Origin of the sequence: Xanthomonas rydalmerensis (genome assembly GCF_033170385.1) — a bacterium.
Taxonomy (GTDB): Bacteria; Pseudomonadota; Gammaproteobacteria; order Xanthomonadales; family Xanthomonadaceae; genus Xanthomonas_A; species Xanthomonas_A rydalmerensis.
The window spans coordinates 3,899,685-3,926,398 of the sequence record NZ_CP126170.1 but is presented as its reverse complement, the minus strand read 5'-3'; the positions used below and the strand labels follow the sequence as shown (position 1 = coordinate 3,926,398).

Genomic DNA, 26,714 nt, shown 5'->3' with positions numbered 1-26,714 from the left:
AAGGATCAGGAGGCGTTGCGCGGGCGCAGCTTCTGCACGCGATAGAACGTGTGGTCGCCGATGGTCGCGACCTGATAGGCGTTGCGCCAGCTCGGGCTGGCGATGGCATGCGCGGCGAAGTGGCTGGCGCCGGGCACGATCTCCTTGCGCTGGCCCTGCGGCAGCGCCCAGTTGCGCTCGGCGGCGAAGGCGACCTTGACCGCGTCGGCCCAGGCGTCGTCGTTCTTCAGTTCGGTGCCCGGCTTCACCAGGCCCGGCGCGAACTGCTTGCGCGCGGTGACCACCTGGCACATCGAATCGCCCCACAGACCGCTGTCCAGACGCCGCAATGCGACTTCGGCGACGGCTTGCTGCCCGCGCAGCGTCTGGTCGCGCGCTTCCAAGTACACGGTGGTGCTGAGGCAAAGCGAATCGGCAGCGGGTTGCGGCAACAATTGCGATAGCCAGAGGATCCAGGCCAGTTTCATCGTACTCCTTGCTCCGTATGGGCCGTCGTCGAGGTGACGCGCCGGAGTGGCGCGGCAAGCGATGCGGCTTGGCGTCATGGGGAGGCGGCCTGTCACGGGCCGCCCGGGTGCCGGCAATCTGAAGTCCGGCGGGACCCGCCAAGATGGGCGGGTCGGAAGAGGGGCGCACAATAGGCGCCGCTTCCCGAATCGCAACTGAACCCCGAGTCTTGACAGGGTTCACATCTCGCACTGTGGCAACGCCGTCGTGCCTGGCCGCGCGACGGCATGGTGCAGCGCCGCGATGCGGCGCATCAGGCTCAGGGAAACTGCTTGCGCTGCATCAGCATCGCGTACACCTTGACCACCGGATCGGCATGTCCGCTCAGTTGCGCGAGGCGCTGTTCGCGATCGGGCCAACGTTGCGCTTGCTCGGCGAGCACGTGCAGATCGCCGAACCAGGTGTCGTGATCGCGCGCGTAGTACGGTCCGCTCAACAGCGTGGCGAGCAGGTTCATGCCGCGGTCGCGCGCGGTGCCGGCCGGCGCATACTCGAGATAGCGCAGCAGTTCGCGCAGGCGCGCGCGCTGCACGCGGCCGCTGTCGTCGCTGGCCGCGGTCTGTTGCAGCACGCCGTGGTCGAGTTGGTCGAGGAACTCCAGCGAGGCTTTTTCCGTAGCAAGGGCGTCGGCGCCAGCGTCAGGATCCAGCAACTGCGTGCGGATGTTGTAGCCGGCCTGGCGGATCAGCGAGATCGCGTCTTCGTCGACCGGCTGGGCCGTGACCGGTTGCGCGGGCAGGATGCGTTCGCTGGGCAGCTCGGCGACGAAGCGCTGCTCCAGCAGCCAGTGGTTGCCGAGCACGCTGGACGGACACCGCGTCTGCGCCAGGTGCGCGGCAACGTAGCCGCGGTAGGCACTGTGCAGCCGCTCGCGCAGCGCGGTGTCGGAGAGCTGTTGCAGCACCAGCGGCATGTCGCCGGCGACGCTCAGTTCGGTGGCGGTGAAGCCGGCATCGTCGCCGCGGATGCGCGCGAGCATGCGCGTCAGGCTGTCGGCGAGCTGTGCCTGTCCTGCGCTGTCCAGCGGCGCAGCGGCGAGTGCCATCTTCAGCGCCGGCGCGGTGTCGGTTTCGTGTTGCGCCGCGTCCACACGTGCGCTCACCGCGGTTGCGCGCGCCGTCGGTTGTGTCGGCTGCAGTGCAGTAGTCAACGCATAGAGCGGACTTGGATCGTCGAGGTAGGCCGCATCGCAACTGCCGGGTTGCGGTGTCGGCAGTGCCGCGAACAGCGCCTGCGCCTGTGCCGGCGTGGCACGCTGCGCGGCACGCGTCTGCAGTGTCAGCCGGTCCAGGCCTGCGGTGCGCAATGCGCGCAGTTCGTCGGGGTTCTCTTCGCTGACGTAGCCGACACGGGCCAGGCCGGGCATGCGCCGTTGCGCGCGCTCGGCCAATGCCACGGCCTGTTGCGTCAGCCGTTGCGCGGCAGTGGCACGGTCGCCATCGGCTTGCAGATCGGGGGAGGCGGCGAGGCGCAGCAGCACATCGGCCTGGAAGTCGGCGGGCAGCGCCTGCGCCGCGGCCAGCACCGCGCTTGCGGGCGGTCCGGGCATGGCATTGCGGTTCACCGACGGGACGTCGGTGTGCAGCGGGGTCTGTGCGCTCGCCGGGTCGGCAGGCGCGTGCGTTGCGAGAGAGGCGGGCGCTGCGGTTTGCGCGCCGTGAGCGGTGGCCGCGCGTTGCAGCAGCGGCACGCACGCGCCGGCGACCAGGAGCGCGAGAAGCAGATGGCGGGGACGTGGGGCGGAACGCATGGGAGCTCCTGAAGGCGGACGACGGACTGCACGGCGCAAGGGCGCCGTGCAGGACCGGGGAGCGCACTCCCCGGCGCGACCATCCAGTGGTCAGTTGTAGCGCGCGGTGTTGCGCGGGACGTTGGCGCGGATCACGCCGAGCGGATCGTCGGTGATGATGCTGGTGAAGCCGGCGGTGACCTGCGCGCGGAAGTTCGGACGATCGTCGGCGGTCTCGTTGCCGAAGTACTTGGTTTTCGTCAGGTAGTCGTCCAGCGATGCGCAGCAGGTGCCGTTGCTGCGCACGAAGTGCTGGCCGTCATGGCTGCTGAGGCGGTATTCGGGCACCGGCGAGAAGGCGCCGATCGCCTGCTTCTGCGCCTGGTTCGCGGCCAGCAGCTCGGCAGTCGGGTCGCCGCGGCGGGGCTGCTTGTTGCCGATTTCCAGCCAGGCGAAGCCGCTTTGCTTGCGCACTTCGGTGATCCACGCGCTGACCCGGCACTGCGGCGTATTGGGCGCGGTGAAGCCGCACAGGCCGACGTAGTTGTCGGCGATCCTGTCCATGTCGCCCGCATAGACGGTCGGTGCGAACGGCACGCCCTTGGTGAAGCGGGTGATGTCGCTGGGTGTCTTCGGCAGCAGCGAGGCGCTGAACTTCAGCACCACCTGGTTCTGCATCTTGAACGCATTGACCTGGTCGGCCGCGCGCGACACCGCGTCTAGCGACTTCAGATCCAGCACCACCACCATGTGGTTGGCATAGTGGCTCACCGCATCCAGTGCGATGCCCAGCGAGGCCGGATGGTCGTTGGTCTTGGCGAAGTTCTTGTCGCGCAGGTACATGTTGATCAGATCATGGCTGCTCAGGGTGCTGATGTCCGGATTCCAGCCCGACGGATTGGCGGCGGGCTGGAAGATGTTGAAGCCGGGGTTGTGGTCGATGACGCGGCCGGCGTTCTGGTCGTGGAACAGCCACAGGACGCCATCGGACGCCTGCTTGACGTCCAGTTCGATCGCTTCGATGTTCTCGTTGTAGGTATCGAGGATCGAGCAGGTGGAGTTCTCGGCGCAGCCGTTGCCGACCAGCCCGCGATGCGAGATCACCACGACGTCGGCGTGATTGCCCTGGTAGGGATTCTTCATCACGTTGAGGATGTGTTCCGGGTTCCAGTTGCTGGCGGCCGACGCCATGCCGGACAGCGCGCTCAGCGAGACGCAGGCCAGCGCCAGGGCGAGGGCCTTGGCGGGTTTCTTGGGCAGTTTCATGTGCTCTCTTCCGTTCGGGGTTGATGGAATGAAGTGAAGGAACGCAACGCAACGCGCCGCCGCCGCCGCCATGCCAGTGAGCGCGGTCGTCAGTGGTGCAGTGCTCGAAGCGACGGGCATCGTCCTGGCAGTGCATGCCGCCCGTCTGAAACTGGACTCCTGGCGACGCGGCGCGTGGCGATCGCGCCGCGTCGCCAGGATTGGGAACGAGACCGGCTACCGGGGCGTGTCCGTGCCGTGCAGGTAGCGTTGCAATGCCAACGGTTCGTCGGTTTGGATCATGCTCACGCCGTGCTTGCGCAGCCCGCCCCAGACCGCGGCCGGATCGCGCAGCGCGCGCTGGTCGGTGTAGTTGGCCGACAGCCGCATCGGCCTGCCGCTGGCGATGTCGTTGGTCATGGTGTTGACGAACAGCCGCGCGTGCGGCGCCAGTTCGCGTTGCGCGATGTCCAGCACCGCCGGGTCGTCGAACATCAACTGCACCACCGCCGGCCGCAGGCGCGCGGCGCGGCGCAAGGCCTGCTCGGGCGACAGCGCCGAGTCGCGCTGCAGGTACAGCGCCTGCACCGCGATATCGGCCTTGCGCGCGCGCTGCAGCACCGCCGCCGGTACGTCCAGTGGCACGTTGAGCAGTACGTCGCGTTGCGCGCCGGCGGCCTCCACCGCGTCGATCACCTGGTCCAGCGCCGCGGCCTTGATGTCCAGGTTCACCAGCACCTTGCCGCGCGCCACGGCCAGCGCCTGCGCCAGTGTCGGCGGATGCCGCGCGGTGAGCGTGCTGTCGCGCCCGCCGCCCTGGCTGCGCACGCGCAAGGCGGCGATCTGCGCCGCCGTCAGATCGGCCACCGCGCCGTGGCCGTCGGTGGTGCGGTCCACGGTCTCGTCGTGCATCAGCACCAGCCCACCGTCGCGGGTGGTGCGCACGTCGATCTCGACCATGTCCACGCCGCGTGCGATGCAGGCAGCAATGCCGTCCAGGGTGTTCTCGGACGCGAACTTCCAGCAGGCGCGGTGCGAGACCACCAGCGGCGGCCCGTGCGGGTCGCGCAGGCGGTCGGGCAGGCTCGGCGTGGCCGCCAGGGCCAGGATCGGCAGCGACAGCACTGCGCTCATCAACAGTCTCCGGCAGTGCATGCTCACCACCTCCAGGTCAGCGATGCGTTGTAGTTGCGGCCGAAGATCGGCCGCGCGTAGATCGCGTCGGCGGTGCCTTGCCCGGACAAGGTGTCCACCCGCGCATTGCCTTCGGTCAGGCCAAGCGCGTTGCTGACATTGGCCGCGTGCAGCTGCAGTTCCAGGTGCTCGCTCAGCCGCGCGAACAGGCCCAGGTCGTAGGTGGTGTAGGCGGGCAGGGCGGTGGCGTTGGTGTAATCGACGTAGCGCTGGCCCATGCGATAGGCGGTGGCCGACAGTTCCACCGGCCGGCCGTCGATGTCGAAGTACAGGGTCGGGCTGATCGACGCCATGAACTTGGGAATGCGCGAGATCTGCTTGCCGTCCAGGTCGCCGTAGCTGAGGCCGGTGGTCGCATTGCTCAGGCCGCGCGTCTGCGGATCCTGCAGCGTGGCCGAGCCGGTGATGCCGAACAGCGGCGACGGCCGCCAGGTGAACTCCGACTCCAGGCCCAGGGTGCGGGTCTTGCCGACCAGTGCCAGATTCTGCACAGCGCCGGTGTTGTCGAGCACGATGGCGCTGATCGATAGGTCGTTGAAGCGGCTCCAGAAACCGACCGTGGAGAACGAGAAGGTGTCGCCGAAGCTGCCGCGCAGGCCGGCTTCGGCCTGGTCGATGTCGGTGACGTCCGCGTTCTGGGTCTGGTAGACGTTCTGCAGCCGCGGCAGGCGCTGCGACTGGGTGTAGCGGGCGAAGGTCTGCAGTTGCGGGGTCAGCGCGAACTCGGCACCCAGCGTCCACTGCGTGGCATGGCGGTGATCGGTGCGCGGACTGAACGCACCGCTGAGGCCGCCGACGTTGTCGTCGGCCAGCGTGCTCGGATCGCCGAGATTGCGCGTGGTGTTGGCGTACACGCCGCCGTTGGCGTTGTAGCGGGTGTAGCGCACGCCGGCATCCAGGCCGAGGCGGCCGAAGCGCACCGAATCCCACAGGTACGGCGACAGGTAGGTGGCGTTGGCGAAGCCGCTGGTGACGCCGTTGCCGTAGCGCACGAAACCGTTCTGGGTGACCGAACCGACCACGTTGCCGGCGGCGTCGTAGGCCAGCACGTCCAGGCGCTGCGCGTTGTTCTGCAGCGTGGTGAGCACGGTGTTCTGCAGCCGGTCCTGGCGGAATTCGACGTGCTGCACGTTGAGGCCGGCGGTGAGCGTGTGCTTGCCCAGCGCGGTGTCGTCGAACGCCTTGCTCAGGCGCAGGTCGTCGGACAGCGTGCGCAGATGGGTGCGCGCATTCCACAGGCCGCTCTCCAGCACCAGGCCGTCGGCCGTGGCCGGATCGTAGGCGGCGCCGTCGCGGGTGGTGACGTAGCCGACCCGCGCCACGCGCGCGCCGAAGCCGCTGCGCGCGCGGCCGAGCTGCGTGTTGAGGTAGGCGCCGGCATCGTAGGGCGCGGCGCCGGAGAACAGCGCGGTGTAGTCCACTTCCGCATCGACGAAGCGCATGCGGTTGTTGAGGGTCAGGCCATCGCCCAGGTCCCATTCCAGGTGCGTGCCGAGTTGTTTGACCTTGTTGTGGATGCCGTCGGCCAGGTCCAGGTTGCGCGCCAGCGGACCATTGCCGTCGAAGGTGAGCGCGGTGGTGTGGCGCAGGTCGTTGGATAGCAGCGTGCCGTCCAGCGGGTCGATCAGCGCCGACAGCGACTGCGACGGGTTGCGCGGGTCGGCGAGCGGGATCGGGTTGTAGAAGGCGGTGCGGTCGTTGAGGTACTTGGCGTCGACGTCGAGGATCGCATCGCCCATCAGGAAGGTCAGGTTGCCGCGCAGCTGGCCGCCCTGGTCGGCGGTGTAGCCGGTACGGCGCAGGCCGTCGTCGCTGCGGTGATAACCGCCGATGCTGTACAGCACGTTCTCGCTGAGCGGGCCGGCGCTGTAGGCGTCCTCGCGGCGCAGGCCGTCGCTGCCGACGGTCATGCGCACCGCGCCCTCGGGCGTGGCGGTGCCGTGGCGGGTGATGGCATTGACCGTGCCGCCCGGCGCGTTGGTCGCGAACAGCGGCGAGGTGCCGCCGCGCACCACTTCCAGGCGCTCGGTCATCATGTCCAGCGCGAACAGGGTGTCGACGTTGAAGAAGCTTTCCTGCGGCTCGTCGAACAGGGTCAGGCCGTCTTCCTGGTACTGCACGTAGTACCAGCCGCCTGCGGGCAGGCCGCGCACGTAGATGTTCTGGCCACCGCCCTGGCCGCCGGAGGGTTCGGCGGAGAAGCCAGGGACCGCCCGCAGCATGTCCACGCTGCTGCTCGGGGTGCTGCGCTCCAGGCGTTCCTTGGACACCACGCTGATCGCGAACGGTGCGTCCTTCTGCGACTGGCCCTGCGGCGTGCCGGTGACCACGATCTGGTCCAGGGTGGTGGTGGCATCGGCCGGCGGTGCCGGCGCGTCCTCGGCATGGACGGCAGTGGCGCTGCCGAGGATGGACGCGAGCGCGAGCGCCAGCAGGCTCGGGTGCGGATGAACGGTACGCATGAAGACCCCCAGTAAAAGAATGTGGGGGTAATACTATTTACCATGTATGAAACTTCTGTGTCCACATGCTAGGTTGTTGCGGTTGTGCATCCATCACGCTTCTGTCCGCCTATGCCGCATCTCGATTTCCCGCCGCGCGTCAGTGCCGGCGGCCGCCAGTTGCTCGACCGTGTGTTCAAGACCGGGGTACAGACCCAGGCGGCGCTGAGCCGCGACCTGGATCTGTCGCAGCCCACCGTGGCGCGCCTGCTGCAGGGTTTCGTGCAGGACCGCATGGTCCAGCTCAGCGCCCGTGCCGCCGAGGGCCGCGGCAATCCCAGCGTCGACGTGCGGCTGGCGCCGGACTACGCCTACGCCTTCGGCATCGGCCTGATGGGCGACGTGGTGGCGCTGGCGCTGGTGGATTTCGCCGGCAACGTGCGTGGTCAGCGCCGCATCGGCCTGGCCGACATGCGCCGTGCGCCGGTGCTGGCGCAACTGCAGCGATTCCGTGCCGAGCTGCTGGCCGAGACCGGGGTGGACCCGGCGCAGGTGGTCGGCGTGGGCATGGCGATCTCGGCGTTCTTCACCGGGCAGGGCCGGCAGATGGCCGGGCCGCCGGCGCTGGAGGACTGGACCCAGGTGGACCTGGTGCCGATCCTGGAAGAGGCGCTGGGCTGTGCGGTGACGGTCGAGAACGACGGCGCGGCGGCGGCGGTGGCCGAGAGCCTGTATGGCGTCGGCCGCGAGTGTCGCGACTTCGTGTACCTGCACCTGACCAACGGTTTCGGCGGCGGCATCATCGCCGATGGCCGGCTGTTCCGCGGCTACCGCGGCAATGCCGGCGAGTTCGGCGGCATCTGGACCGTCGGCGGCATGGCCTATCCGAACCTGGATGCGTTGCTGTCCCTGGTGCGCGCCGCCGGCCAGGACTACGCCGGCGTCGAGCAGATGCTCGGCGCGATCGACGCGCACACCCCGGGCGTGGATGCCTGGCTGGAGATGGCCGAGGCGCCGTTCTCGCAGCTGTGCGCCTACCTGGCCTATGCGCTGGATCCGCAGGCGATCGTGATCGGCGGGCGCCTGCCGGCCACGATCGGCGCGCGCCTGATCGAGCGCATCCGCATCCCGCGCGCGCCCAACCGGCATGGCCTGGCGCCGCCGCTGCCGCAGTTGTGCATCGCCCGCACCGTCGGCGACGCGGTGACCCTGGGTGCGGCGTTGATGCCGTTGCAGCGCGCCTTCTTCGCCTAGCGCACGACTGGGCGCGCTGCGCCGCAGGGCCGATGCCGCCGCGTGGCGGGCGATCCTGCGTCAGATCCGTGGCCTTTCGGGGCCGCAGCGGCGTCGGCGTCGGCGCTGCCGCCGACCCTGTGCCAACGCCTCAACCGCCGTTGGCGGTCGCCGCCATGCCGGCGTCGGCAGCCAATGGCCGGCGACGCCCGGTGAGCAGCGCCAGCAGCAGGCACAGCGCCCCGCACAACAGCGGACCGGCCGCCATCGCCCAGCACAGCAGCAGGCAGTGCCCGTCGCGGTAGTCCAGCGCGTCCAGCAGCAGGCCGATCAGCACCACCCCGGCGGCCAGTGCCACCTGCGCGGCGGCGGTCAGCGCGGCGAAGCTCAGCGCGTGCTGGGCGACGGCGCGGGTGGCGGTGCGTTGTGCGTGCCAGGCCCACACCAGTTGTCCGCCGCTGCCGCCGATCGCACCGATGCAGGCCGCGGCGGCCAGGCTGAGCAACGGCTGCGCCGGCAGGGTTAGCGCGAACAGCGGCGCGCAGAGCAGCAGGCCGCTGCCGAGCCAGGCCAGCCGTTGCGCCGGCGTGCGCTGTCGGCCCCAGCGCGCGGCCAGTGGCTGCACCAGCACCGTGCCGAGCGCATAGGCGATCAGGACCGCACTGCCCCAGCCGGGCGAGAGCAGGCCGTAGGCGGCCACGTATGGGGCGAGCTTGGTGAACGCGGGCAGGGTCAGCGAGACCGCCGCGATCAGCGCCAGCGGCTGCCAGGGAATCGCGCGCCACGAGGGCGCCGTGTCGGTCGCGGCTGCGGCGATGGTGCCGGAGGGTGCAGGATGCGCAGCGGCATGACGGTGCAGCACCCGCTGCAACTGCCAGGCGCACAGCATCGCCACCGCCGCCAGCACCGCGCTGGCCTGCAGCGCCAGGCCGCCGCCATCGGCGCCGCGGGCCAGCACCGCACCGACCACGCTGCTGATCAGCAGCGCCGCGGCGCCGCTGCCGGCCAGGCGCAGCGCGCTGGCGCCGTCGTGGCCGCGCCACGGCCACTGCGCCAGGCTGAGCAAGGTGTTCTGGGCCACGTCGCAGGCCGCGTAGGCCAGCCGGAACAGCAGGCTCACCGCCAGCACGTAGCCCAGCCGCCACGGCGACGGCAGCAACGGCGTAGCGAACACCAGCAGCAGCGCCAGCGCGGCGGCGGCCAGGCCGTGCCATTGCAGGCGTCCGGCGTTGCGCACGTCGCGCAGGCGTCGGCGCAGGCCCCAGCCGGCGCCGAGGCCGATCGCGGCGCTGAGCAGCAGGCCCAGCGCCAGCACCAACCCGGCCGCGATCGCGCGCAGGCCGGCGTGTTCGGTCAGCGAATAGATCAGCAGCAGTTCGCCGGCGTACCACAGCAGGCTCTTGCCGAAATGCGCGCCGGCATACGCCGCCAGCGCCGCGTGCGGCAGGCGGGGCAGGGTAGGCAGGGGGGAGGCGCATGGCATGCCCAGGCTTATAGCCGCACGATGCGACAGCACCAAGTCCGCCGCGCCGGCTTGCTAGGATCGACAGCGCTGGTCCTGGTTGCCAAAGGAGTCCGCCGATGTCGCTGTCATCGTCATTGCCCCGGCTGCTGTGCCTGTGTCTTGCCGCCGGCAGCGCGCCTGCCGCCGCGTCCGTGGCCGCGCGTCCGGAGGCGGTGCATCAGCTGTCAGCTGGCGATCTGCTGCGATTGCTGCGCGGCGATGCGCAGGCCGTGGCGACGCCGCTCGTCGGCAGCGCCGAACAGCGCCGCGCGCAGGCCAGCGCGATGGCGCGGCTGTACATCGCCGGCGTCGCCGATGCCACCGAAGGCACGCAGTGGTGCGCCGGCGCGCAGGGCGTGCTGGCGCATGAACTGGTCGATCGCGTGTTCACCGCGCTGGCCGCGCTGCCGGCGGCGCAGTTGCGGCAGCGCGCGGCGGTTCCGGTGGGGCATGCGTTGCACGCGGCGTTCCCCTGCACGGCACGTTGAGGCTTGCAGGCCCGTAGTTGGTGGCGGACAGGCATGCCTGCTGCAGACGACGTCCGCCTTGCGCGCCGGTAGCGAGGACGATCACCGACTGCGCCCGGCCTAGCCCGCGTGCATCGGCGCGACATTGTCGGCGATGGTCGCCGACGGCCTGCCGGGTCAGCGCATGCCCTACAACTGCGCCGCCAGCCGGCTGCCCTGGGCGATGGCGCGCTTGGCGTCCAGTTCGGCGGCGACATCGGCGCCGCCGATCAGGTGCGCGCTGCGGCCGGCGGCCAGCAACGCCGCCTGCAGGTCGCGCCGCGGTTCCTGGCCGGCGCAGACCACCACCGTACCCACCGGCAACAGTTGCTCGGCGCCGTCCACGCGGATGCGCAAACCGGTGTCGTCCACGCCCAGGTATTCGACGCCGCCGAGCATGGTCACGCCCTTGGCCTTGAGCGTGGCGCGATGGATCCAGCCGGTGGTCTTGCCCAGCCGCGCGCCGGGCCGGCCCGGGCTGCGCTGCAGCAGCCACACGCTGCGCGCCGGCGGCTCCGGACGCGGCTTGCACAGCGCGCCGCGGCCTTCGAACTGCGGGTCCACGCCCCACTCGGCCATCCACCGCGCCGGGTCCAGCGCGGTCGACTCCCCGGCGTGCACCAGGAATTCGCCGACATCGAAGCCGATGCCGCCGGCGCCGATGATCGCCACCTTGTCCGCGGCCTGCACCCGGCCCTGCAGCACGTCCAGATAACTGACTACGTTGGGATGATCGGCACCGGGGAACTGCACCGTGCGCGGCACGATGCCGGTGGCGAGTACCACCTCGTCGAAGTCGGCCAGCAGCGCAGCATCGGCGGTGGTCTGCAAGCGCAGCTCCACGCCGGTGGCCTCGAGTTGATGGCGGAAGTAGCGCAGCGTCTCGTGGAATTCCTCCTTGCCGGGAATCCGCTTGGCCACGTTGAACTGACCGCCGATCTCGCTGGCGCTGTCGAACAGGGTGACGCGGTGGCCGCGTTGCGCGGCCACGGTCGCGCAGGCCAGTCCGGCCGGGCCGGCGCCGACCACGGCGATGCGCTTGGGCGCGCGCGTCGGCAGGTAGTTCAGTTCGGTCTCGGCGGCCGCGCGGGGATTGACCAGGCAACTGGCGGTCTTGTTCTCGAACACGTGGTCCAGGCAGGCCTGGTTGCAGGCGATGCAGGTGTTGATCGCCTGCGCCTGGCCGCGCTGCGCCTTGTTGGCCCATTCCGGATCGGCCAGCAGCGGCCGCGCCAGCGACACCATGTCGGCGCCGCCACCGGCGAGGATGCGCTCGGCCACGTCGGGCATGTTGATGCGGTTGGTGGCGATCAGCGGCAGCCGCACGTGCGGCTTGAGCTTGGCGGTGACCGCGGCGAAGGCGGCGCGCGGCACCGAGGTGGCGATGGTCGGCACGCGTGCCTCATGCCAGCCGATGCCGGAATTGATGATGGTCGCGCCGGCGGCCTGGATCGCCTGCGCCTGCATCACGATCTCCTGCCAGTCGCTGCCGTCCTCGACCAGGTCCACCAGCGACAGCCGGTAGACGATGATGAAGTCCGGCCCGCAAGCGGCGCGGATGCGGCGCACGATCTCCACCGCAAAGCGCATGCGCTTGGCCGCGTCGCCGCCCCAGGCATCGCTGCGGCGGTTGCTGCGCGGGGCGATGAACTCGTTGATCAGATAGCCTTCCGATCCCATCACTTCGACGCCGTCGTAGCCGGCCTCGCGGGCGAGCTTGGCGGCATGCGCGTAGGCATCGATCTGGCGTTCGACGCCGCGCGCCGACAGCGCGCGCGGGGTGAACGGGTTGATCGGCGCCTTCAGCTTCGACGGCGCCACCGACAAGGGGTGATAGGCGTAGCGCCCGGCGTGCAGCAGCTGCAGGCAGATCTTGGCGCCGTGCGCATGCACCGCGGCGGTCACCTGCCGGTGCGGGCGCACCTCCCACGGCCAGGACAGCTTGCCGCCGAACGGTTTCAGCCAGCCGACCACGTTCGGCGCGAAGCCGCCGGTCACGATCAGTCCGACGCCGCCGGCGGCGCGCTCGGCGAAGTACGCGGCCAGCTTGGGGAAGTCGCGGGCGCGGTCCTCCAGGCCGGTGTGCATGGAGCCCATCAGGATGCGGTTGCGCAACTGGGTGAAGCCCAGATCCAGCGGGGCGAACAGGTGCGGATAGGCGGCGGAGGCGGATTCGGGCTGGCCGGGGGCGGGCGACATGGCGTGGATACGCAGGCGTACGGAAGCGCGCAGGGTGCCGTGAAACTTGGGCTACGGCAAGAGGGACGTTGCCTTCGTGCCTTTACGCTGACTTTGAGGTTGCCTTGGCTATGGCGCGGGGATTCTGAAGCAGGAAGCTTTGAAGCAAAGGCAACAGCTTCCGCTGACGCGGGTCACTTTTCTTTGCTTGTGCAAAGAAAAGTAACCAAAAGAAACACACCCCGCAGCGCGCCCTCCGCGCTAGCGCGCTCCGGGTCCGCAGCCACGTCGGGCATTTTCCGACGGCACTTGTCCGCTACGCGGCCAAGCCCGGGGCAGGCGCCTCACGGCGCCTGCCCGTTCGCCGGGGCGAAGCAGTGCTTCGCCTTTGTCCGGCTCACCCATGTGCCGGCGGAAAACGACGCGCATCCTGCGCGTCGCCCTTCGGGTATTCGCCCGCCGCGTCTGCCGCGCCGAGGGGGCCCGGGTAGATCAAAAGCACAGCAAACGCAGAAGCAACATCAGCAGAAGCGGAAGCAACAGCAACAGCAACAGCAGTTACGGTCGGCGGGGCGATCGTGCGAATGTTCCGATCACTGCGCGGCCGCTCAGCCCCAGCCGACCAATGCCAGTTTGCCGATGGTGCTGCCCGACTCCAGGCGCCGGTGCGCTTCGCGCAGGGTGGTGGCGTTGATCGGGTTGAGCGTCTCGGTCAGGGTGGTGCGCAGTTCGCCCGCGTCCACCAGGCTGGCGGTGCGCGCCAGGATGCGGTGCTGCTCGATCATGTCCTCGGTGCGGAAACGGGCGCGCGCGAACATCATTTCCCAGTGGATGCCGATGCACTTGGCCTTGTACGGGTCGCCGATGTGCAGCGGACCGCTCGGCTCGACGATCAGCCCGACGTGGCCCTGCGGCGCCAGCAGCTCGCCCAGCGGCTGCCAGTAGCGGTCGGTGTCGGCCAGGTTCAGCGCCGCGTCCACCTGGTCGATGCCCAGCGCCTGCAGCTGCGGCGCCAGCGCCTGGCGATGGTCGATCACGTGGTGCGCGCCAAGTTGCAGGCACCAGTCGCGGGTCTGCGGCCGCGAGGCGGTGGCGATCACCTCGAAGCCGGCATGCCGCGCCAGCTGGATCGCGATCGAGCCGACCCCGCCGGCACCGCCGATCACCAGCAGGCGGCGGCCGCGGTTGCGCGCGTCGTCGAAGTCGAACGGCATGCGTTGGAACAGCAGCTCCCAGGCGGTGAGGGTGGTCAGTGGCAGCGCCGCGGCCTGGGCGAAGTCCAGGGTGGCCGGCTTGCGCGCGACGATGCGCGCGTCCACCAGTTGGTACTGGGCGTTGCTGCCGGCGCGGGTGATGTCGCCGGCGTAGTAGACCTCGTCGCCCGGCTCGAAGCCCTCGACCTCGGGCCCGACCGCCTCGACCACGCCGGCGGCGTCGTAGCCCAGCACCTTGGGCTGGGCGTCGCGCGATGCGTTGCCGCGGACCTTGGTGTCCACCGGATTGACCGACACCGCCTCCACCCGCACCAGCAGGTCGTGGCCGCCGGGCGCGGGCGGCGTCGGCAGGTCGAGGTCGTGCAGCGACTGCGGATCGTCGATCGGCAGGGGTTGGAGAGTGGCGACCGCTTTCATGGAGGCTCCTGGACGTGAGGGAAAGGAGGGCACGGCCGCGGCTCAGACCGGCCGCGGGTTGCGCTCGGCGAAGCCGCGCTGGTGCCAGTACGGATACACCGGTACCGCTGCGCTGGCCGCATCCAGCTGTTGCACGTGGGCGGCATCGAGGGTCCAGCCGACCGCCCCCAGATTCTGCCGCAACTGCTCCTCGGTCCGTGCGCCGATGATCACGCTGCTGACGGTCGGTCGTTGCAGCAGCCAGTTCAGCGCGATCTGCGGCACGCTGCGGCCGGTCTCGGCGGCGATGGCCTCCAGGGCGTCGATCACCCGGTACAGGCGCTCTTCCTGCACCGGCGGGCCGGCCTCGGTGACCGCCTTGTCGTGCAGGCGGCTGCTGTCCGGCAGCGGCTGGCCGCGGCGCAGCTTGCCGGTCAGCCGGCCCCAGCCCAGCGGGCTCCACACCAGCGCGCCCACGCCCTGGTCCAGGCCCAGCGGCATCAGCTCCTCTTCGTAGTCGCGCCCGATCAGCGAGTAATAGGCCTGGTGCGCGACATAGCGCGACCAACCGTGGCGATCGGCCACCGCCAGCGACTTCATCAGTTGCCAGCCGGAGAAGTTGGACACGCCCAGGTAGCGGATCTTGCCGGCACGCACCAGGTCGTCGAGCGTGGACAGGGTCTCCTCCACAGGCGTGCGCGCATCGAAGCCGTGCAGCTGGAACAGGTCGAGGTAGTCGGTGCCCAGGCGGGTCAGCGCCGCTTCCACCGCGCGCACCAGGTGGAAGCGCGAGGAGCCGACGCTGTTGGGCACCGCGCGGTCGAAGCGGAAGCCGGCCTTGGTCGACAGCAGCACCTGGTCGCGGCGGCCCTTGATCGCCGCGCCCAGCACCGATTCGGCGGCGCCGCCGGAATAGACGTCGGCGCTGTCGAACAGGGTGACGCCGGCCTCCAGGCAGATGTCGATCAGGCGCCGCGCCTGGTCCACGTCCGAATTGCCCCAAGTGGCGAAGAAGGGATCGGTGCCGGCGAAGGTGCCGGTGCCGAAGCTGAGCACGGGGACCTTGAAGCCGGACGCACCGAGATGACGGTATTCCATGGAGAACTCCTGATAGTGGGGAAGGGGATGGGAGAGACGGCGTCAGCGCGCCGCGGTGTCGGTGTCGACCGCGCCCGCAGTGGCGGGAGCAGGAGGGCGCGCGGGCGCGTTGGCGCCGAGCAATTGCGCGGCAGCCTGTGCCATGGCCGCGTAGCCGGCGTCGCCGGGATGCAGGTGATCGCCCGAGTCGACGTCCGCGCGCATCCGCGTGGGGTGCGCGGGGTCGCGCAGCAGCGCATCGAAATCCAGGATCGCGTCGAAGCCGTTGCCGGCGCGCAGCCAGGCATTGACCTGCTGGCGTACGGCCTCCTTCTGCGCGCTGTAGTAGCCGGGGATCGGCGCGTCCGGCAACGCGCCCTCGAACGGGGTGAGGGTGGCGCCGATCACCCGCAGGCCGCGTGCCTGCGCGCGCTGCAGCAGCTGCCGGTAGCCGGCGATCAGGTCCTCGGCCGACACCGGTGCATCGTCGGGTGCGAACGGCGTGGCATACCAACTGATGTCGTTGATGCCCATCAACAGGATCAGGGTGTGCACGCCGGGCTGCGCCAGTACGTCGCGGTCCAGCCGCGCCAGCGCGTTGCGGCCCATGCGGTCGCGCAGCACGCGGCCGCCGGAGATGCCGGCGTTGAGCACCGCCACCCGCTGTCCCGCCAGCCGCGTGGCCAACTGGTCCGGCCAGCGCCGATCCTGCCCCGGCGTCGAGGCGGCGCCGTCGGTGATCGAGTCGCCCAGCGCCACCACCGCGCCGGCGGCATCGGCGCGGCGCACCTGGATGCCACTGACGAACAGCCGCACCGGCAGCGCGGTGGCGTCGGCCAGCGTGGCGTCGGCAGTGCGTTCGCCCTCGGCCAGCCACGCGCTCTGCAGGCCTTCCCAGTGAAAGGTGGACGGCGCGGTCGGCTGCGGCAGATACAGGCTGATGCTGAGTCGGGCCAGGTCCGGCACGCTCAGCGCCACCGGATCGCTGAGCACCGGCGCGCCCGGTGGCACCATCACCTCGGTCTTGCCGCCGAAGCGCAGCGGCCGCTGCGAGCCGGGCAGGGTCGCAGCGCCGTCGCCGGCCAGCGCCAGCGACGCGGCGCCGATGTGCAGCGGCGTGTCGCCATAGGCGTTGCTCAGCTCCACCCGCACCTCGCTGCCACCCAGGCTGACCCGCGCCACCTGGCGCACGGTCTGCCGCCACAGGTGGAACGGCGTCTGTGTCGGGAACGGGAAGTCTGCGGCCCATAGCGGTTGCGGGCTGGCCTGCCAGGTTGCGATCCAGTCGCGCGGTGCCGCGCCGGCCGGCAGCGCCAGCGTGCCCAGCAGGGCCGTCGCCAGCGCGGCCCTTGCCATCGCCCGGCTCATGCCGCACCGCCGGCGGCGCAGCCGGCGCCGGTATCGGGCGCGGGCACGGCGGTGGCCGGCGACAGCCGCAGTGCACCCAGCGCCACCGCCAGTCCGGCCAGGGTCAGCAGTGCCGCCACCCACGGCAGTTGCGACAGGCTGCCGCCGTGGCCGAGTACCAGGCCGCCGAGCCACGCGCCCAGCGCATTGCCCAGGTTGAACGCGCCGATGTTCAGGCTCGAGGCCAGATGCCGGCCGGCCTCGCCGGCCTTGCCCAGCACCCACACCTGCAGCGGCGCCACCGTGGCGAACGCGGCCACGCCCAGCAGGCCGATGCCCAGCGCCATCGCCGGTGCCGACGGCAAGGCGAAGGTCAACGCCGCCAGCACCACGGCCAGCGCACCCAGGCTCAGCGGCAGCGCCTGCCGCGGTCGGCGGTCGGCCAGGCGTCCGCCGAGCACATTGCCGACGATCATGCCCACGCCGAACACCAGCAGCAGCGGCGACACCGCACTGTCGGCCACCCCGGTGACCTGGGTCAGCAGCGGCTGCACGTAGGTGTACACCGCGAACACGCCGGCATAGCCCAGCACCGTGGTCGCCAGACCCAGCAGCACTGGGGCGCGACCGACCGCGCGCAGTTCCTCGCGCAGCGGCGGCGCCGGCGGGGCGTCGCGGTCGGCCGGCACCAGTGCGGCGATCACCACGGTGGCCAGGGCGCCGATCGCCGCCACCGCCCAGAACGTGGCGCGCCATCCGTACTGCAGGCCCAGCCAGGCACCGGCCGGCACCCCGAGCAGGGTGGCGACGGTGAGGCCGGTGAACATGGTCGAGATCGCCGAGGCCTTGCGCTGCGGCGGCACCAGGGTGGTGGCGACCACCGCGCCGACGCCGAAGAAGGTGCCATGCGCCAGCGAGGTCACCACCCGCGCCGCCATCAGCGCCGCATAGGTCGGCGCCAGCGCGCAGGCCAGGTTGCCGGCGGTGAACACCAGCATCAGCGCCAGCAGCACGCGCTTGCGCGGCCAGCGCCGGCTGGCCACTGTCAGCAGCGGCGCGCCGAGGAACACGCCCAGCGCATAGCCGGAGATCAGCAGCCCCGCGGCGGGAACGCTGACCTGCAGGTCGGCGGCCACCTGCAACAGCAGGCCCATGATCACGAACTCGGTGGTGCCGATGCCGAAGGCGCCGGCGGTCAGTGCGAACAGCGCGATCGGTGTGCGCCCGGCAGCGGGCGGGTGGGGAGGTGGGGCGAGCGAGGCGGCCATGCGGCGGCTCCGAGAGTGGCGGGAGGACGGCAGCCTAGGCCTGCAGGTTCTCAGCAAAAACAGTAAAAATATTGAACGACTTTCAATGGAATCCACACAATGGACCGGATCGGCGATATCGCCCTGTTCCTGCGCGTGCTCGACCTCGGCTCGATCAGCGCCGCCGCGCGCAGCCTGGACATCTCGGTGGCGGTGGCCAGCCAGCGGCTGCAGCGGCTGGAACGCGCGCTCGGCGTGCGCCTGCTGCACCGGACCACGCGGCGCCTGCACCCGACCCCGGAAGGCCTGCAACTGGCCGAGCAGGGGCGGCCGCTGGTCGAGGACCTGGAATCGCTGGCCGGCGGCCTGCGCCAGGCCGGCGTCGCCGCCGCCGGCACCCTGCGGGTGACGATGTCGGCCGCGTTCGGGCGGCTCTACGTGTCGCCGCTGCTGCCGCGGTTCATGGCGCTGCACCCGCAGGTGCGGCTGAGCGTGCACCTGAGCGACAACGTCGTGGACCTGGTCAGCGAAGGCTTCGACCTGGCGATCCGCATCGGCAACCTGCGCGATTCCAGCCTGGTCGCGCGGCGCCTGGCCGGCAATCGGCGCATGCTCTGCGCCTCACCCGACTACCTGCGCCGCCATGGCACCCCGGCCACGCCGGCCGACCTGGCCGCGCACGCCTGCCTGCTGCTGACCGGCAGCGACGGAAGGCAGGACACCTGGCGGCTGCAGGGGCCCGACGGCGAGATCGCCGTGCGCGTGGCCGGACCGCTGGAGACCAACTTCGGCGAGGTGCTGCGCGACGCCGCGGTCAACGGCCAGGGCATCGCCCTGCATTCGGAATGGCATGTGGCCGAGGACCTGCGGCAGGGGCGGCTGCGCCAGGTGCTGGCCGACTATCCGCTGGCCGAGACCGGCATCCACGCGGTCATGCCGCAACGCCGGCTGGTGCCGCCGCGGGTCCGGGCCTTCGTCGAGTTCATGCAGGCCGAGTTGGCCGACCCGCCGCCCTGGGCGCGGCCGCGGTGAGAACTGGGTCGCCCTGTGGGCGCTTGTCTACGACCGCAAACGGTCATCTCCCCGCCGCATTGCGGGATTTCATCAACCTGTATAGGGTGTATCCACGGCCTTGCAGCGGCTGGCGTTGACTTTCACATGTTACGTGCCCGTTAACGCCATCTTCACTATGCCGCGCATAATGTGCGCGGCGATGGCGTGCGGAAACGGCCGTCTGGATGTGACGAGACATCTGTACTGAACCATGCCTCTACCGGTTTCTATCTCCCCGAAACAAGGAGTTGTATTAATGAACAAGAAAATTCTCACCGCCGCGTTGCTGGGCGGTCTGGCCGTCGCCCAGGCAGCGTCCGCGCAGGAATTCGACGACCGCTGGTACCTGACCGGTTCGGCTGGTTTCAACTTCCAGGACAAGGATCGCACCACCAACGATGCGCCCTTCGTCACCCTGGGCCTGGGCAAGTTCATCAACCCGAACTGGTCGCTGGACGGTGAGCTGAACTATCAGAACCCGAACTTCGACAAGAACCAGGACCTGAACTGGAGCCAGTACGGCATCTCGTTCGACCTGCGTCGCCACTTCATCCAGGAAGGCCGCGGCTGGAACCCGTACCTGCTGTTCGGCCTGGGCTACCAGCGCTCGGAAGAAGAGTTCGACACCGGCGGTCCGGTCTCCCCGGGCCAGCGCAAGGACGGCAACTTTGCCGCCAAGGCCGGCGTCGGTCTGCAGACCACCTTCGACAAGCGCGTTGCCGTGCGTGCCGAAGTGGCCTACCGCGCTGACTTCGACGACCAGAGCGTTGCCGCTCCGTCGCAGAACTGGTTCGGCGACGTGCTGGCTTCGGTCGGCGTCGTGATCCCGCTGGGCCCGCCGCCGGCTGCCCCGGTCGCCCCGCCGCCGCCGCCGGCCGCTGCGCCGAGCTGCGCCGACCTGGACGACGATGGTGACGGCGTCAACAACTGCGACGACAAGTGCCCGAACTCCCAGCCTGGCCAGACCATCGGTCCGGACGGCTGCCCGGTGCCGGTGTCGATCGACCTGAAGGGCGTCAACTTCGACTTCAACAAGGCGAACCTGCGTCCGGACGCCGTGGCGATCCTGGGTGAAGCGACCGAGATCCTGAAGCGTTACCCCGACCTGCGTGTCGAGGTTGCCGGTCACACCGACTCGAAGGGTACCGAAGCCTACAACCAGAAGCTGTCCGAGCGTCGCGCCCGCGTCGTGTACGACTACCTGACCAAGAACGGCGTGGACGCTTCGCGTCTGGTCGGTCCGATCGGCTACGGCGAGAGCCGTCCGATTGCGCCGAACACCAACCCGGATGGTTCGGACAATCCGGAAGGCCGTGCCAAGAACCGTCGTACCGAGCTGAACGTCCAGAACTAATCGGACGCTTCCAGTCTCAAGCAAAGCCCGGCCTCGTGCCGGGCTTTGTTTTTGTGGGGACGGCGAATGGATGCGGTGTTGCCGTAGGCGCGGCTTCAGCCGCGACGGGCCTTCCCAGGAACGCCTGTCGCGGCTGAAGCCGCTCCTGCATGAGCTGCATTGCCCGCCGGTCAAAGCTGAATTTTTTCAGCAATCCCAATTATTTAGCGCATGTAGTGCCGGTAACAGTTGAAAGCACGCCGGGCCCTGCCTACACTCGCTCGTCGACTCGCCTGAATGGAAAAAAACCGATGCTGCGTATCGTGACGGCCAGCCTGCTTGCGCTCGCCCTGATTCCTGCGGCCCACGCCGCACCGGATTGCTCCGGCGATCTGCTGCCCAAGCCGTTGGCGCTGCCGGCCACGGTCGCCGCGCCGGTCGCTTCGGAGTTGTTCAGCCGCAACGTGCAGCTGGGCATGCCCAGCGGCGTGCTGACCCAGTCCTACAGCAGCGACCAGTCGCTGGACCGCGTGCTGCTGCGGTTGCGCGCCGAAGGCTGCCAGAGCCTGGCCAACGCCACCCCGGGCGCGGTGAAGCCGAACGATCCGGCCGCGTACAAGCCGGCCACCGCCTTCGACAACACGCCCTGGCGGTTCGACATGAGCCAGAACGGCAAGCGCATGACCGCCGAGGAGTTCGACGCCTGGATGAAGGCGCGCGGCGTTCGCGTGGTCAAGGCACGTCCGGCACCGGTACCGGCCGCCGCCGCCGAGGCGCCGGCGCCGGCCGACGCCAACAAGCAGTAAGTCCGGCGCGCGGCCGCTTGCGGCCGCGCCCGTTCGCGCAGTGCGAGGGGCCAAGCCGCCGCGTTCCCGTCGTCCGGCGTCGTCCCCGGCGGTGCCCGCGCGTCCGCGCCCTTCCGCGCGCGGCGCCGCGCCAGCCACGCCGCGTCACGGCCTGGCCCGCACCCTGTCCAAGCTTGGCTTGTGCTCGCGCACCGAGGCCGCGCGCTGGATCGCCGCCGGCCGCGTCGCCGTCGACGGGCGCATCGTCACCGATCCCGAATTCCCGATCCTGCAGGGCCGCCACCGGCTGGCCGTGGACGGCGCGCCGCTGGCCGACACCGCGCGTCTGTACCTGATGCTCAACAAGCCGCGCGGGTTGGTCACCAGTGCGCAGGACGAACGCGGCCGCGACACCGTTTATCGCTGTTTCGACGGTGCCGGCCTGCCGTGGCTGGCACCGGTCGGGCGCCTGGACAAGGCCAGCGAGGGCCTGCTGTTGTTCAGCAACGACCCGCAATGGGCGGCGCGGGTGACCGATCCGGGCAGCGGCCCGGACAAGACCTATCACGTGCAGGTGGACGCGGTGCCCGACGCGGCGCTGCTGGCACGGATGTGTGCCGGCGTGGTCGACGATGGCGAACCGCTCCGCGCCAAGCAGGTGCGCCTGCTGCGCCAGGGCGAGCGCCATGCCTGGCTGGAAGTGGTGCTGGACGAGGGCCGCAACCGGCAGATCCGGCGGCTGCTCGCCGCGCTCGGCCTGGACGTGCTGCGGTTGGTGCGGGTGGCGATCGGCGAGCTGGCGCTGGGCGAGTTGGGCAAGGGTGCCTGGCGCGAACTCAGCGCCGCCGAAGTCACGGCGTTGGCGCCGGCGGCGGACGCCAGCGTGCCAACCGCGCGCTGAGCAACGTGGCGACGACGTCGCGGGCGCGCGCATCCTGCGGCCCGCGCGCATCGTGATGGCGACCCTTGGCGTGATTGCAGCCGGCACAGGCCAGCGCCAGGTTGCGTGCATCGTTGGCATCGTCGCCCACCTGGGCGCACAACGCTGCCGCAGCGCGGCGCCCGAACCAGGCCTGCGGCACCACATGTTCGAGCGAACAATGGCCCAGCGGCTCGCCGTCGCCGTGCAAGTCAAGGCGTCGCCGGCAATGCAGGCAGCGGCTATGCCAACCGCCGGCTGCAGGCTGCGCCTGCGCGTCGGTCTGCGCCGCCAGCAACAGCCGTTGGCGCAGCGCAGCGCGCATCTCAGGCGGTGATGACGCCCAGCTCGCGGCCGATGCGGGTGAACGCGTCGATCGCCCGGTCCAGGTGGTCGCGGGTGTGCGCGGCGCTGATCTGGGTGCGGATCCGCGCCTGCCCCTTGGGCACCACCGGGAAGAAGAAGCCGATCGCGTAGATGCCTTCCTCCAGCAGCCGTTCGGCGAAGCGCTGCGCCAGCGGCGCGTCGTACAGCATCACCGGGCAGATCGGATGGGTGCCGGGCTTGATGTCGAACCCGGCGGCGGCCATGCGCTCGCGGAAGTAGGCGGTGTTCTCGACCAGGCGCGCGCGCAGGTCGTCGGCGGCGTCGAGCATTGCGAAGGCCTTGATCCCGGCGGCGACCACGTGCGGCGGCAGCGAGTTGGAGAACAGGTAGGGCCGCGAGCGCTGGCGCAGCAGTTCGATCACCTCGCGGCGGCCGGTGGTGAAGCCGCCCAGCGCGCCGCCCATGGCCTTGCCCAGGGTGCCGGTGACGATGTCGATCTTGTCCAGCACGCCCTTGACCTCGGCCGAGCCGCGGCCGCTGGCGCCGAGGAAGCCGGTGGCATGGCATTCGTCGATGTGCACCAGCGCGTTGTATTTCTTCGCCAGCGCGGTGATCTCGTCCAGCGGGGCGATGAAGCCGTCCATCGAGAACACGCCGTCGCTGGTGATCAGCTTGGTCTTGCAGCCGGCGGCGTCGGCCGCCTGCAGCTGCGCTTCCAGGTCGGCCATGTCGCAGTTGGCGTAGCGGAAGCGCTTGGCCTTGCACAGGCGCACGCCGTCGATGATCGAGGCGTGGTTGAGCGCATCGGAGATGATCGCGTCGTGCTCGCCCAGCAGCGGTTCGAACAGGCCGCCGTTGGCGTCGAAGCAGGCGGCGTAGAGGATGGTGTCCTCGGTGCCGAAGAACGCGGCGATCTGCGCTTCCAGCTGCTTGTGCAGGTCCTGGGTGCCGCAGATGAAGCGCACCGAGGCCATGCCGAAGCCGTGCGTGTCCAGCGCGTCCTTGGCGGCCTGGATCAGCGCCGGATGATCGGCCAGGCCCAGGTAGTTGTTGGCGCAGAAGTTGAGCACGCGGCGGCCGTCGGCGAGGACGATTTCCGCCGCCTGTGGGCCGACGATGATGCGCTCGGACTTGAACAGGCCCTGGGCGCGGATCGCGTCCAGTTCCTCGGCGTAGTGCTGGGTGAGGCGGGAGTCGGTCATGACGGGCACGCGCGGCGGAAAGAGATGGCGATTTTACCGCGGCGCCCGCGAAGGCCGGGGCCGTCATGCGCAAATGGCATGAGCCGCTGCCGGGAAGTCATTTCACCCGCCGCCTGCCGCTGCGCAGCATGCGTCATGGTCCGCGGCGGGCATCGGCCGCGGCATCGGCCTGTGTGTTTTCGGAGAACCGTCCATGTCCAGCCTTCCGCCGCGCCGCTGGCGCCCGCTGCTCGCGCTCGCGCTGTGCGTGTTCGCCGGGGCCGCGGCCGCTGCCGAGACGCAATTGCTCAACGTGTCCTACGATCCCACCCGCGAGCTGTACCGGGACTACAACGCCGCCTTCGCCAAGCATTGGGCGCAGCTGCATCCCGGCGAGCAGGTCGCGGTGGAGACCTCCCATGGCGGCTCCGGCAAGCAGGCGCGCGCGGTGATCGACGGGGTCGAGGCGGATGTGGTGACGCTGGCATTGGCCTACGACGTCGATGCGATCGCCGCCAAGAGCAAGCTGATCGATGCGAACTGGGCCACGCGCCTGCCGGACAACAGCGCGCCGTACACCTCGACCATCGTGTTCCTGGTGCGCAAGGGCAATCCGAAGGGGATCAAGGACTGGCCCGATCTGCTGCGCAACGGCGTGTCGGTGATCACGCCCAATCCCAAGACCTCCGGCGGCGCGCGCTGGAACTACCTGGCCGCCTGGGCCTACGCCGACCACATCTTCAAGGGCGATCGCGAGCGCATCCTCACCTACATGCGCGCGCTGTTCCGCAATGTGCCGGTGCTGGACACCGGCGCGCGCGGCGCCACCACCACCTTCGTCCAGCGCGGCATCGGCGACGTGCTGCTGGCCTGGGAGAACGAGGCGTTCCTGGCGCAGCAGGAACTGGGCCAGGACAAGTTCGAGATCGTGGTGCCGAAGCTGTCGATCCTGGCCGAGCCGTCGGTGGCGCTGGTCGACAGGAACGTGGACAAGCACGGCACCCGCGCGGTCGCCGAGGAATACCTGAAGTACCTGTACTCGCCGGAAGGACAGAAGATCGCGGCCAAGCACTATTACCGGCCGCGCCATCCCGAGTACGCCGACCGCGCCGATCTGGCGCGGCTGCCGAAGGTGCGCCTGGTCACCATCGAGCAGGCATTCGGGTCCTGGGCCAAGGCGCAGGCCACGCACTTCGACGACGGCGGCCTGTTCGACCAGATCCAGGCGAGCAAGTGACGCGATGGCCGTGACCGCCGCCGCCGTTGCCCGTGCACCGCGCCAGCGCCGGGTGATGCCGGGCCTGGGGTTGAGCCTGGGCATCACCCTGACCTGGCTGGGACTGGTGGTGCTGATCCCCTTGCTCGCGGTGCTGCTCAAGACCAGCGGGCTGGGCTGGGACGGCGTGTGGCGGGTGTGGAGCGAGCCGCGGGTGCTGGCGGCGTTGCGCTTGAGCTTCGGCACTGCGCTGGCCGCGGCGGCGTTCAATGCGGTGATGGGCACCTGGGTGGCCTGGGTGTTCGTGCGCTATCGCTTTCCCGGCAAGCGCCTGTTCGACGCGATGATCGACCTGCCGTTCGCCCTGCCGACCGCGGTGGCCGGCATCGCCCTGACTGCGCTGTACGGCAGCAACGGCTGGATCGGACGCTGGCTGGAGCAGCCCGCGCAGGCGCTGGCGGCCAGCCTGCCGGCACTGGCCTGGTGGTGGCCGCGGCTGGCGTTGCTGCTGGCGCTGTCGGCCACCGGCTACGCGTTGTTGCGGCGCAGCCAGTCGCTGCTGCCAGCCCCATTGCGTGCGCTGCAGCGCCTGCTTGGCACGGTCGCCGTGCTCGGCCTGGCCGCGTTGGGCGTCGGCGGCCTGCTGATCGGCTATGCCGGGCTGATGCAGAGCAGCGGCGCCGGCGGGGTCAAGGTCGCCTACACGCCGCTGGGCATCGTGGTGGCGCTGGTGTTCGTGGGGCTGCCGTTCGTGGTGCGGATCGTGCAGCCGGTGCTGGCCGAGGCCGAGCGCGAGTTGGAGGAGGCGGCCGCGACGCTCGGTGCCGGGCGCTGGCAGACGGTGCGCCGGGTGCTGCTGCCGACGCTGTGGCCGGCGGTGCTGACCGGATTCGCGTTGGCCTTCGCGCGCGGCGTCGGCGAGTACGGTTCGGTGATCTTCATCGCCGGCAACCTGCCCAACGCCACCGAGATCGCGCCGTTGCTGATCACCATCCGCCTGGAAGAATTCGACTACGGTGGCGCCAGCGCGATCGCCGCGGCGATGCTGCTGTTGTCGCTGCTGTCGTTGCTGCTGGTCAATGCGGCACAGGCCTGGTTCGCGCGGCGCGGCAGGGCGGTGGCGTGATGGCGTCGGTCGTGTCCGCGCTGGCCGCGCACGTCCCGGGGCAGGCCGGCGCTGCCGCCGTCGCCGCGCACGCGCAGGCCTCGGTGGTCGACGAGCCGCGCTGGGTGCAGCGGCTGCTGATCGGCGGCGCGCTCGTCTTCCTGCTGGCGTTTCTGCTGCTGCCCTTGCTGCTGGTGTTCACCGAGGCGCTGCGCGGTGGCGCCGACGTGTTCTGGCGTGCGATCTCCGATCCGGACGCGCTGGCGGCGATCCGCCTGACCCTGCTGGTCGCAGCGATCGTGGTGCCGTTGAACCTGGTGTTCGGCGTGGCCGCGGCCTGGGCGGTCAGCAAGCACCGCTTCCCCGGCAAGCGCCTGCTGGTGAGCCTGATCGATCTGCCGTTCTCGGTGTCGCCGGTGGTCGCCGGGTTGCTGTTCATCCTGATCTTCGGCCGCAACGGCTGGGCCTGGCCGCTGATCGACGAGGGCGTGCGGCTGTCCCTGCCGCTGCTGGGCGAGGTGGTGCTGCGCTTGCCGCGGATCGTGTTCGCGCTGCCGGGCATCGTGCTGGCGACCACCTTCGTCACCTTCCCCTTCATCGCGCGCGAACTGATGCCGCTGATGGAGCAGCAGGGCGACGACGAGGAACTGGCGGCGCTGAGCCTGGGCGCCAGCGGTTGGCAGACCTTTCGCCGGGTGACCTTGCCGAACATCCGCTGGGGCCTGCTGTACGGCGTGCTGCTATGCAGTGCGCGGGCGATGGGCGAGTTCGGCGCGGTGTCGGTGGTGTCCGGGCACATCCGCGGGCGCACCAATACGCTGCCGCTGCATGTGGAGATCCTCTACAACGAATACGCCTACAGCGCCGCCTTCGCCTGCGCCAGCCTGCTGGCGCTGACCGCGCTGCTGACGCTCGCCGTGAAGTCCTGGCTGCACTGGCGCCACGGCGCGGCGCTGGCCGCCACTCACCGACATTGA

22 protein-coding genes are annotated in these 26,714 nt (G+C 70.2%); 9 read left to right on the top strand and 13 right to left on the bottom strand.

Annotated elements, in window-relative coordinates; all coding sequences use genetic code 11:
* Positions 1–5: 5 nt before the first annotated feature.
* The 5 genes from QN245_RS16545 to QN245_RS16525 all read right to left on the bottom strand — a co-directional run bounded on the left by QN245_RS16545 (position 6) and on the right by QN245_RS16525 (position 7,137).
* Complete coding sequence (locus QN245_RS16545; protein ID WP_019797714.1) at positions 6–467, bottom strand: cell wall hydrolase; 462 nt, start codon at positions 465–467, stop codon at positions 6–8.
* Between the two features lie 299 nt (positions 468–766).
* Positions 767–2,257, bottom strand: a complete 1,491-nt coding sequence (locus tag QN245_RS16540) for a hypothetical protein (RefSeq protein ID WP_425612880.1) — start codon at positions 2,255–2,257, stop codon at positions 767–769.
* Between the two features lie 90 nt (positions 2,258–2,347).
* Entirely contained in the window at positions 2,348–3,502 is a 1,155-nt protein-coding gene (locus QN245_RS16535; protein WP_160967057.1) for a glycerophosphodiester phosphodiesterase family protein, read from the bottom strand.
* Between the two features lie 216 nt (positions 3,503–3,718).
* Positions 3,719–4,615 (bottom strand): glycerophosphodiester phosphodiesterase family protein, encoded by an 897-nt coding sequence (locus QN245_RS16530; RefSeq protein WP_184644171.1) that lies wholly within the window; start codon positions 4,613–4,615, stop codon positions 3,719–3,721.
* 23 nt (positions 4,616–4,638) lie between these two features.
* Entirely contained in the window at positions 4,639–7,137 is a 2,499-nt protein-coding gene (locus tag QN245_RS16525; RefSeq protein ID WP_184644169.1) for a TonB-dependent receptor, read from the bottom strand.
* Between the two features lie 111 nt (positions 7,138–7,248).
* Between QN245_RS16525 and QN245_RS16520 the strand changes: the two genes are divergently transcribed.
* Positions 7,249–8,370, top strand: a complete 1,122-nt coding sequence (locus tag QN245_RS16520) for an ROK family protein (protein WP_317843691.1) — start codon at positions 7,249–7,251, stop codon at positions 8,368–8,370.
* 130 nt (positions 8,371–8,500) lie between these two features.
* Here the strand turns inward: QN245_RS16520 and QN245_RS16515 are convergent, their stop codons facing one another.
* Positions 8,501–9,832: an MFS transporter gene (locus QN245_RS16515; RefSeq protein ID WP_317843690.1), complete on the bottom strand. Its 1,332-nt coding sequence runs from the start codon at positions 9,830–9,832 to the stop codon at positions 8,501–8,503.
* Positions 9,833–9,930: 98 nt separating this feature from the next.
* Between QN245_RS16515 and QN245_RS16510 the strand changes: the two genes are divergently transcribed.
* On the top strand, positions 9,931–10,341 hold the full coding sequence (locus QN245_RS16510) for a Rap1a/Tai family immunity protein (RefSeq protein ID WP_184644163.1): 411 nt from the start codon (positions 9,931–9,933) through the stop codon (positions 10,339–10,341).
* Positions 10,342–10,509: 168 nt separating this feature from the next.
* On the opposite strand, the gene QN245_RS16505 is transcribed toward QN245_RS16510, so the two are convergent.
* The 5 genes from QN245_RS16505 to QN245_RS16485 all read right to left on the bottom strand — a co-directional run bounded on the left by QN245_RS16505 (position 10,510) and on the right by QN245_RS16485 (position 17,839).
* Positions 10,510–12,558: an NADPH-dependent 2,4-dienoyl-CoA reductase gene (locus tag QN245_RS16505; protein WP_184644161.1), complete on the bottom strand. Its 2,049-nt coding sequence runs from the start codon at positions 12,556–12,558 to the stop codon at positions 10,510–10,512.
* Positions 12,559–13,145: 587 nt separating this feature from the next.
* On the bottom strand, positions 13,146–14,168 hold the full coding sequence (locus tag QN245_RS16500) for a zinc-binding alcohol dehydrogenase family protein (protein WP_317843689.1): 1,023 nt from the start codon (positions 14,166–14,168) through the stop codon (positions 13,146–13,148).
* Between the two features lie 42 nt (positions 14,169–14,210).
* Entirely contained in the window at positions 14,211–15,245 is a 1,035-nt protein-coding gene (locus QN245_RS16495) for an aldo/keto reductase (protein WP_184448261.1), read from the bottom strand.
* Between the two features lie 42 nt (positions 15,246–15,287).
* The gene (locus tag QN245_RS16490) at positions 15,288–16,592 is read right to left on the bottom strand and encodes an SGNH/GDSL hydrolase family protein (protein WP_317843688.1); all 1,305 of its coding nucleotides are present in this window, start codon (positions 16,590–16,592) and stop codon (positions 15,288–15,290) included.
* Complete coding sequence (locus QN245_RS16485; protein WP_167087312.1) at positions 16,589–17,839, bottom strand: MFS transporter; 1,251 nt, start codon at positions 17,837–17,839, stop codon at positions 16,589–16,591. Before QN245_RS16485 ends, QN245_RS16490 begins: the two co-directional genes overlap by 4 nt.
* Positions 17,840–17,938: 99 nt before the next feature.
* On the opposite strand from QN245_RS16485, the gene QN245_RS16480 reads away from it, so the two are divergent.
* The 4 genes from QN245_RS16480 to QN245_RS16465 all read left to right on the top strand — a co-directional run bounded on the left by QN245_RS16480 (position 17,939) and on the right by QN245_RS16465 (position 21,890).
* The gene (locus QN245_RS16480) at positions 17,939–18,850 is read left to right on the top strand and encodes a LysR family transcriptional regulator (RefSeq protein ID WP_317843687.1); all 912 of its coding nucleotides are present in this window, start codon (positions 17,939–17,941) and stop codon (positions 18,848–18,850) included.
* Between the two features lie 277 nt (positions 18,851–19,127).
* Positions 19,128–20,225, top strand: coding sequence for an OmpA family protein (locus tag QN245_RS16475; protein WP_160966123.1), 1,098 nt, complete (start codon positions 19,128–19,130; stop codon positions 20,223–20,225).
* A 290-nt stretch (positions 20,226–20,515) separates the two neighbouring features.
* On the top strand, positions 20,516–21,010 hold the full coding sequence (locus tag QN245_RS16470) for a hypothetical protein (RefSeq protein WP_160966125.1): 495 nt from the start codon (positions 20,516–20,518) through the stop codon (positions 21,008–21,010).
* Between the two features lie 91 nt (positions 21,011–21,101).
* Entirely contained in the window at positions 21,102–21,890 is a 789-nt protein-coding gene (locus QN245_RS16465) for a pseudouridine synthase (protein WP_317843686.1), read from the top strand.
* Here QN245_RS16465 and QN245_RS16460 read toward each other — a convergent pair.
* Both QN245_RS16460 and kbl read right to left on the bottom strand, forming a co-directional pair.
* The gene (locus tag QN245_RS16460; protein ID WP_317843685.1) at positions 21,841–22,233 is read right to left on the bottom strand and encodes an HNH endonuclease; all 393 of its coding nucleotides are present in this window, start codon (positions 22,231–22,233) and stop codon (positions 21,841–21,843) included. The two genes, QN245_RS16465 and QN245_RS16460, sit on opposite strands and share 50 nt — an antisense overlap.
* A 1-nt stretch (position 22,234) precedes the next feature.
* The gene (gene kbl, locus QN245_RS16455) at positions 22,235–23,437 is read right to left on the bottom strand and encodes a glycine C-acetyltransferase (protein WP_317843684.1); all 1,203 of its coding nucleotides are present in this window, start codon (positions 23,435–23,437) and stop codon (positions 22,235–22,237) included.
* A gap of 193 nt (positions 23,438–23,630) precedes the next feature.
* Here kbl and QN245_RS16450 point away from each other — a divergent pair, with 193 nt between their 5' ends.
* The 3 genes from QN245_RS16450 to cysW are packed head-to-tail and all read left to right on the top strand — an operon-like array spanning position 23,631 to position 26,714.
* Positions 23,631–24,653: a sulfate ABC transporter substrate-binding protein gene (locus QN245_RS16450; RefSeq protein WP_317843683.1), complete on the top strand. Its 1,023-nt coding sequence runs from the start codon at positions 23,631–23,633 to the stop codon at positions 24,651–24,653.
* Positions 24,654–24,657: 4 nt separating this feature from the next.
* Positions 24,658–25,758, top strand: coding sequence for an ABC transporter permease subunit (locus QN245_RS16445; protein ID WP_237475279.1), 1,101 nt, complete (start codon positions 24,658–24,660; stop codon positions 25,756–25,758).
* On the top strand, positions 25,758–26,714 hold the full coding sequence (gene cysW, locus QN245_RS16440) for a sulfate ABC transporter permease subunit CysW (protein ID WP_160966135.1): 957 nt from the start codon (positions 25,758–25,760) through the stop codon (positions 26,712–26,714). The genes QN245_RS16445 and cysW overlap by 1 nt, the downstream gene beginning before the upstream one ends.

Coding starts and splice junctions, on each gene's coding strand:
- kbl (WP_317843684.1), bottom strand. CDS start 23,437: ATGACCGACTCCCGCCTCACCCAGCACTACGCCGAGGAACTGGACGCG.
- QN245_RS16500 (WP_317843689.1), bottom strand. CDS start 14,168: ATGAAAGCGGTCGCCACTCTCCAACCCCTGCCGATCGACGATCCGCAG.
- QN245_RS16475 (WP_160966123.1), top strand. CDS start 19,128: ATGAACAAGAAAATTCTCACCGCCGCGTTGCTGGGCGGTCTGGCCGTC.
- QN245_RS16540 (WP_425612880.1), bottom strand. CDS start 2,257: ATGCGTTCCGCCCCACGTCCCCGCCATCTGCTTCTCGCGCTCCTGGTC.
- QN245_RS16525 (WP_184644169.1), bottom strand. CDS start 7,137: ATGCGTACCGTTCATCCGCACCCGAGCCTGCTGGCGCTCGCGCTCGCG.
- QN245_RS16530 (WP_184644171.1), bottom strand. CDS start 4,615: ATGAGCGCAGTGCTGTCGCTGCCGATCCTGGCCCTGGCGGCCACGCCG.
- QN245_RS16545 (WP_019797714.1), bottom strand. CDS start 467: ATGAAACTGGCCTGGATCCTCTGGCTATCGCAATTGTTGCCGCAACCC.
- QN245_RS16495 (WP_184448261.1), bottom strand. CDS start 15,245: ATGGAATACCGTCATCTCGGTGCGTCCGGCTTCAAGGTCCCCGTGCTC.
- QN245_RS16480 (WP_317843687.1), top strand. CDS start 17,939: ATGGACCGGATCGGCGATATCGCCCTGTTCCTGCGCGTGCTCGACCTC.
- QN245_RS16510 (WP_184644163.1), top strand. CDS start 9,931: ATGTCGCTGTCATCGTCATTGCCCCGGCTGCTGTGCCTGTGTCTTGCC.
- QN245_RS16490 (WP_317843688.1), bottom strand. CDS start 16,592: ATGAGCCGGGCGATGGCAAGGGCCGCGCTGGCGACGGCCCTGCTGGGC.
- QN245_RS16450 (WP_317843683.1), top strand. CDS start 23,631: ATGTCCAGCCTTCCGCCGCGCCGCTGGCGCCCGCTGCTCGCGCTCGCG.
- QN245_RS16460 (WP_317843685.1), bottom strand. CDS start 22,233: ATGCGCGCTGCGCTGCGCCAACGGCTGTTGCTGGCGGCGCAGACCGAC.
- QN245_RS16485 (WP_167087312.1), bottom strand. CDS start 17,839: ATGGCCGCCTCGCTCGCCCCACCTCCCCACCCGCCCGCTGCCGGGCGC.
- QN245_RS16505 (WP_184644161.1), bottom strand. CDS start 12,558: ATGTCGCCCGCCCCCGGCCAGCCCGAATCCGCCTCCGCCGCCTATCCG.
- QN245_RS16445 (WP_237475279.1), top strand. CDS start 24,658: ATGGCCGTGACCGCCGCCGCCGTTGCCCGTGCACCGCGCCAGCGCCGG.
- QN245_RS16515 (WP_317843690.1), bottom strand. CDS start 9,832: ATGCCATGCGCCTCCCCCCTGCCTACCCTGCCCCGCCTGCCGCACGCG.
- QN245_RS16520 (WP_317843691.1), top strand. CDS start 7,249: ATGCCGCATCTCGATTTCCCGCCGCGCGTCAGTGCCGGCGGCCGCCAG.
- QN245_RS16535 (WP_160967057.1), bottom strand. CDS start 3,502: ATGAAACTGCCCAAGAAACCCGCCAAGGCCCTCGCCCTGGCGCTGGCC.
- cysW (WP_160966135.1), top strand. CDS start 25,758: ATGGCGTCGGTCGTGTCCGCGCTGGCCGCGCACGTCCCGGGGCAGGCC.
- QN245_RS16470 (WP_160966125.1), top strand. CDS start 20,516: ATGCTGCGTATCGTGACGGCCAGCCTGCTTGCGCTCGCCCTGATTCCT.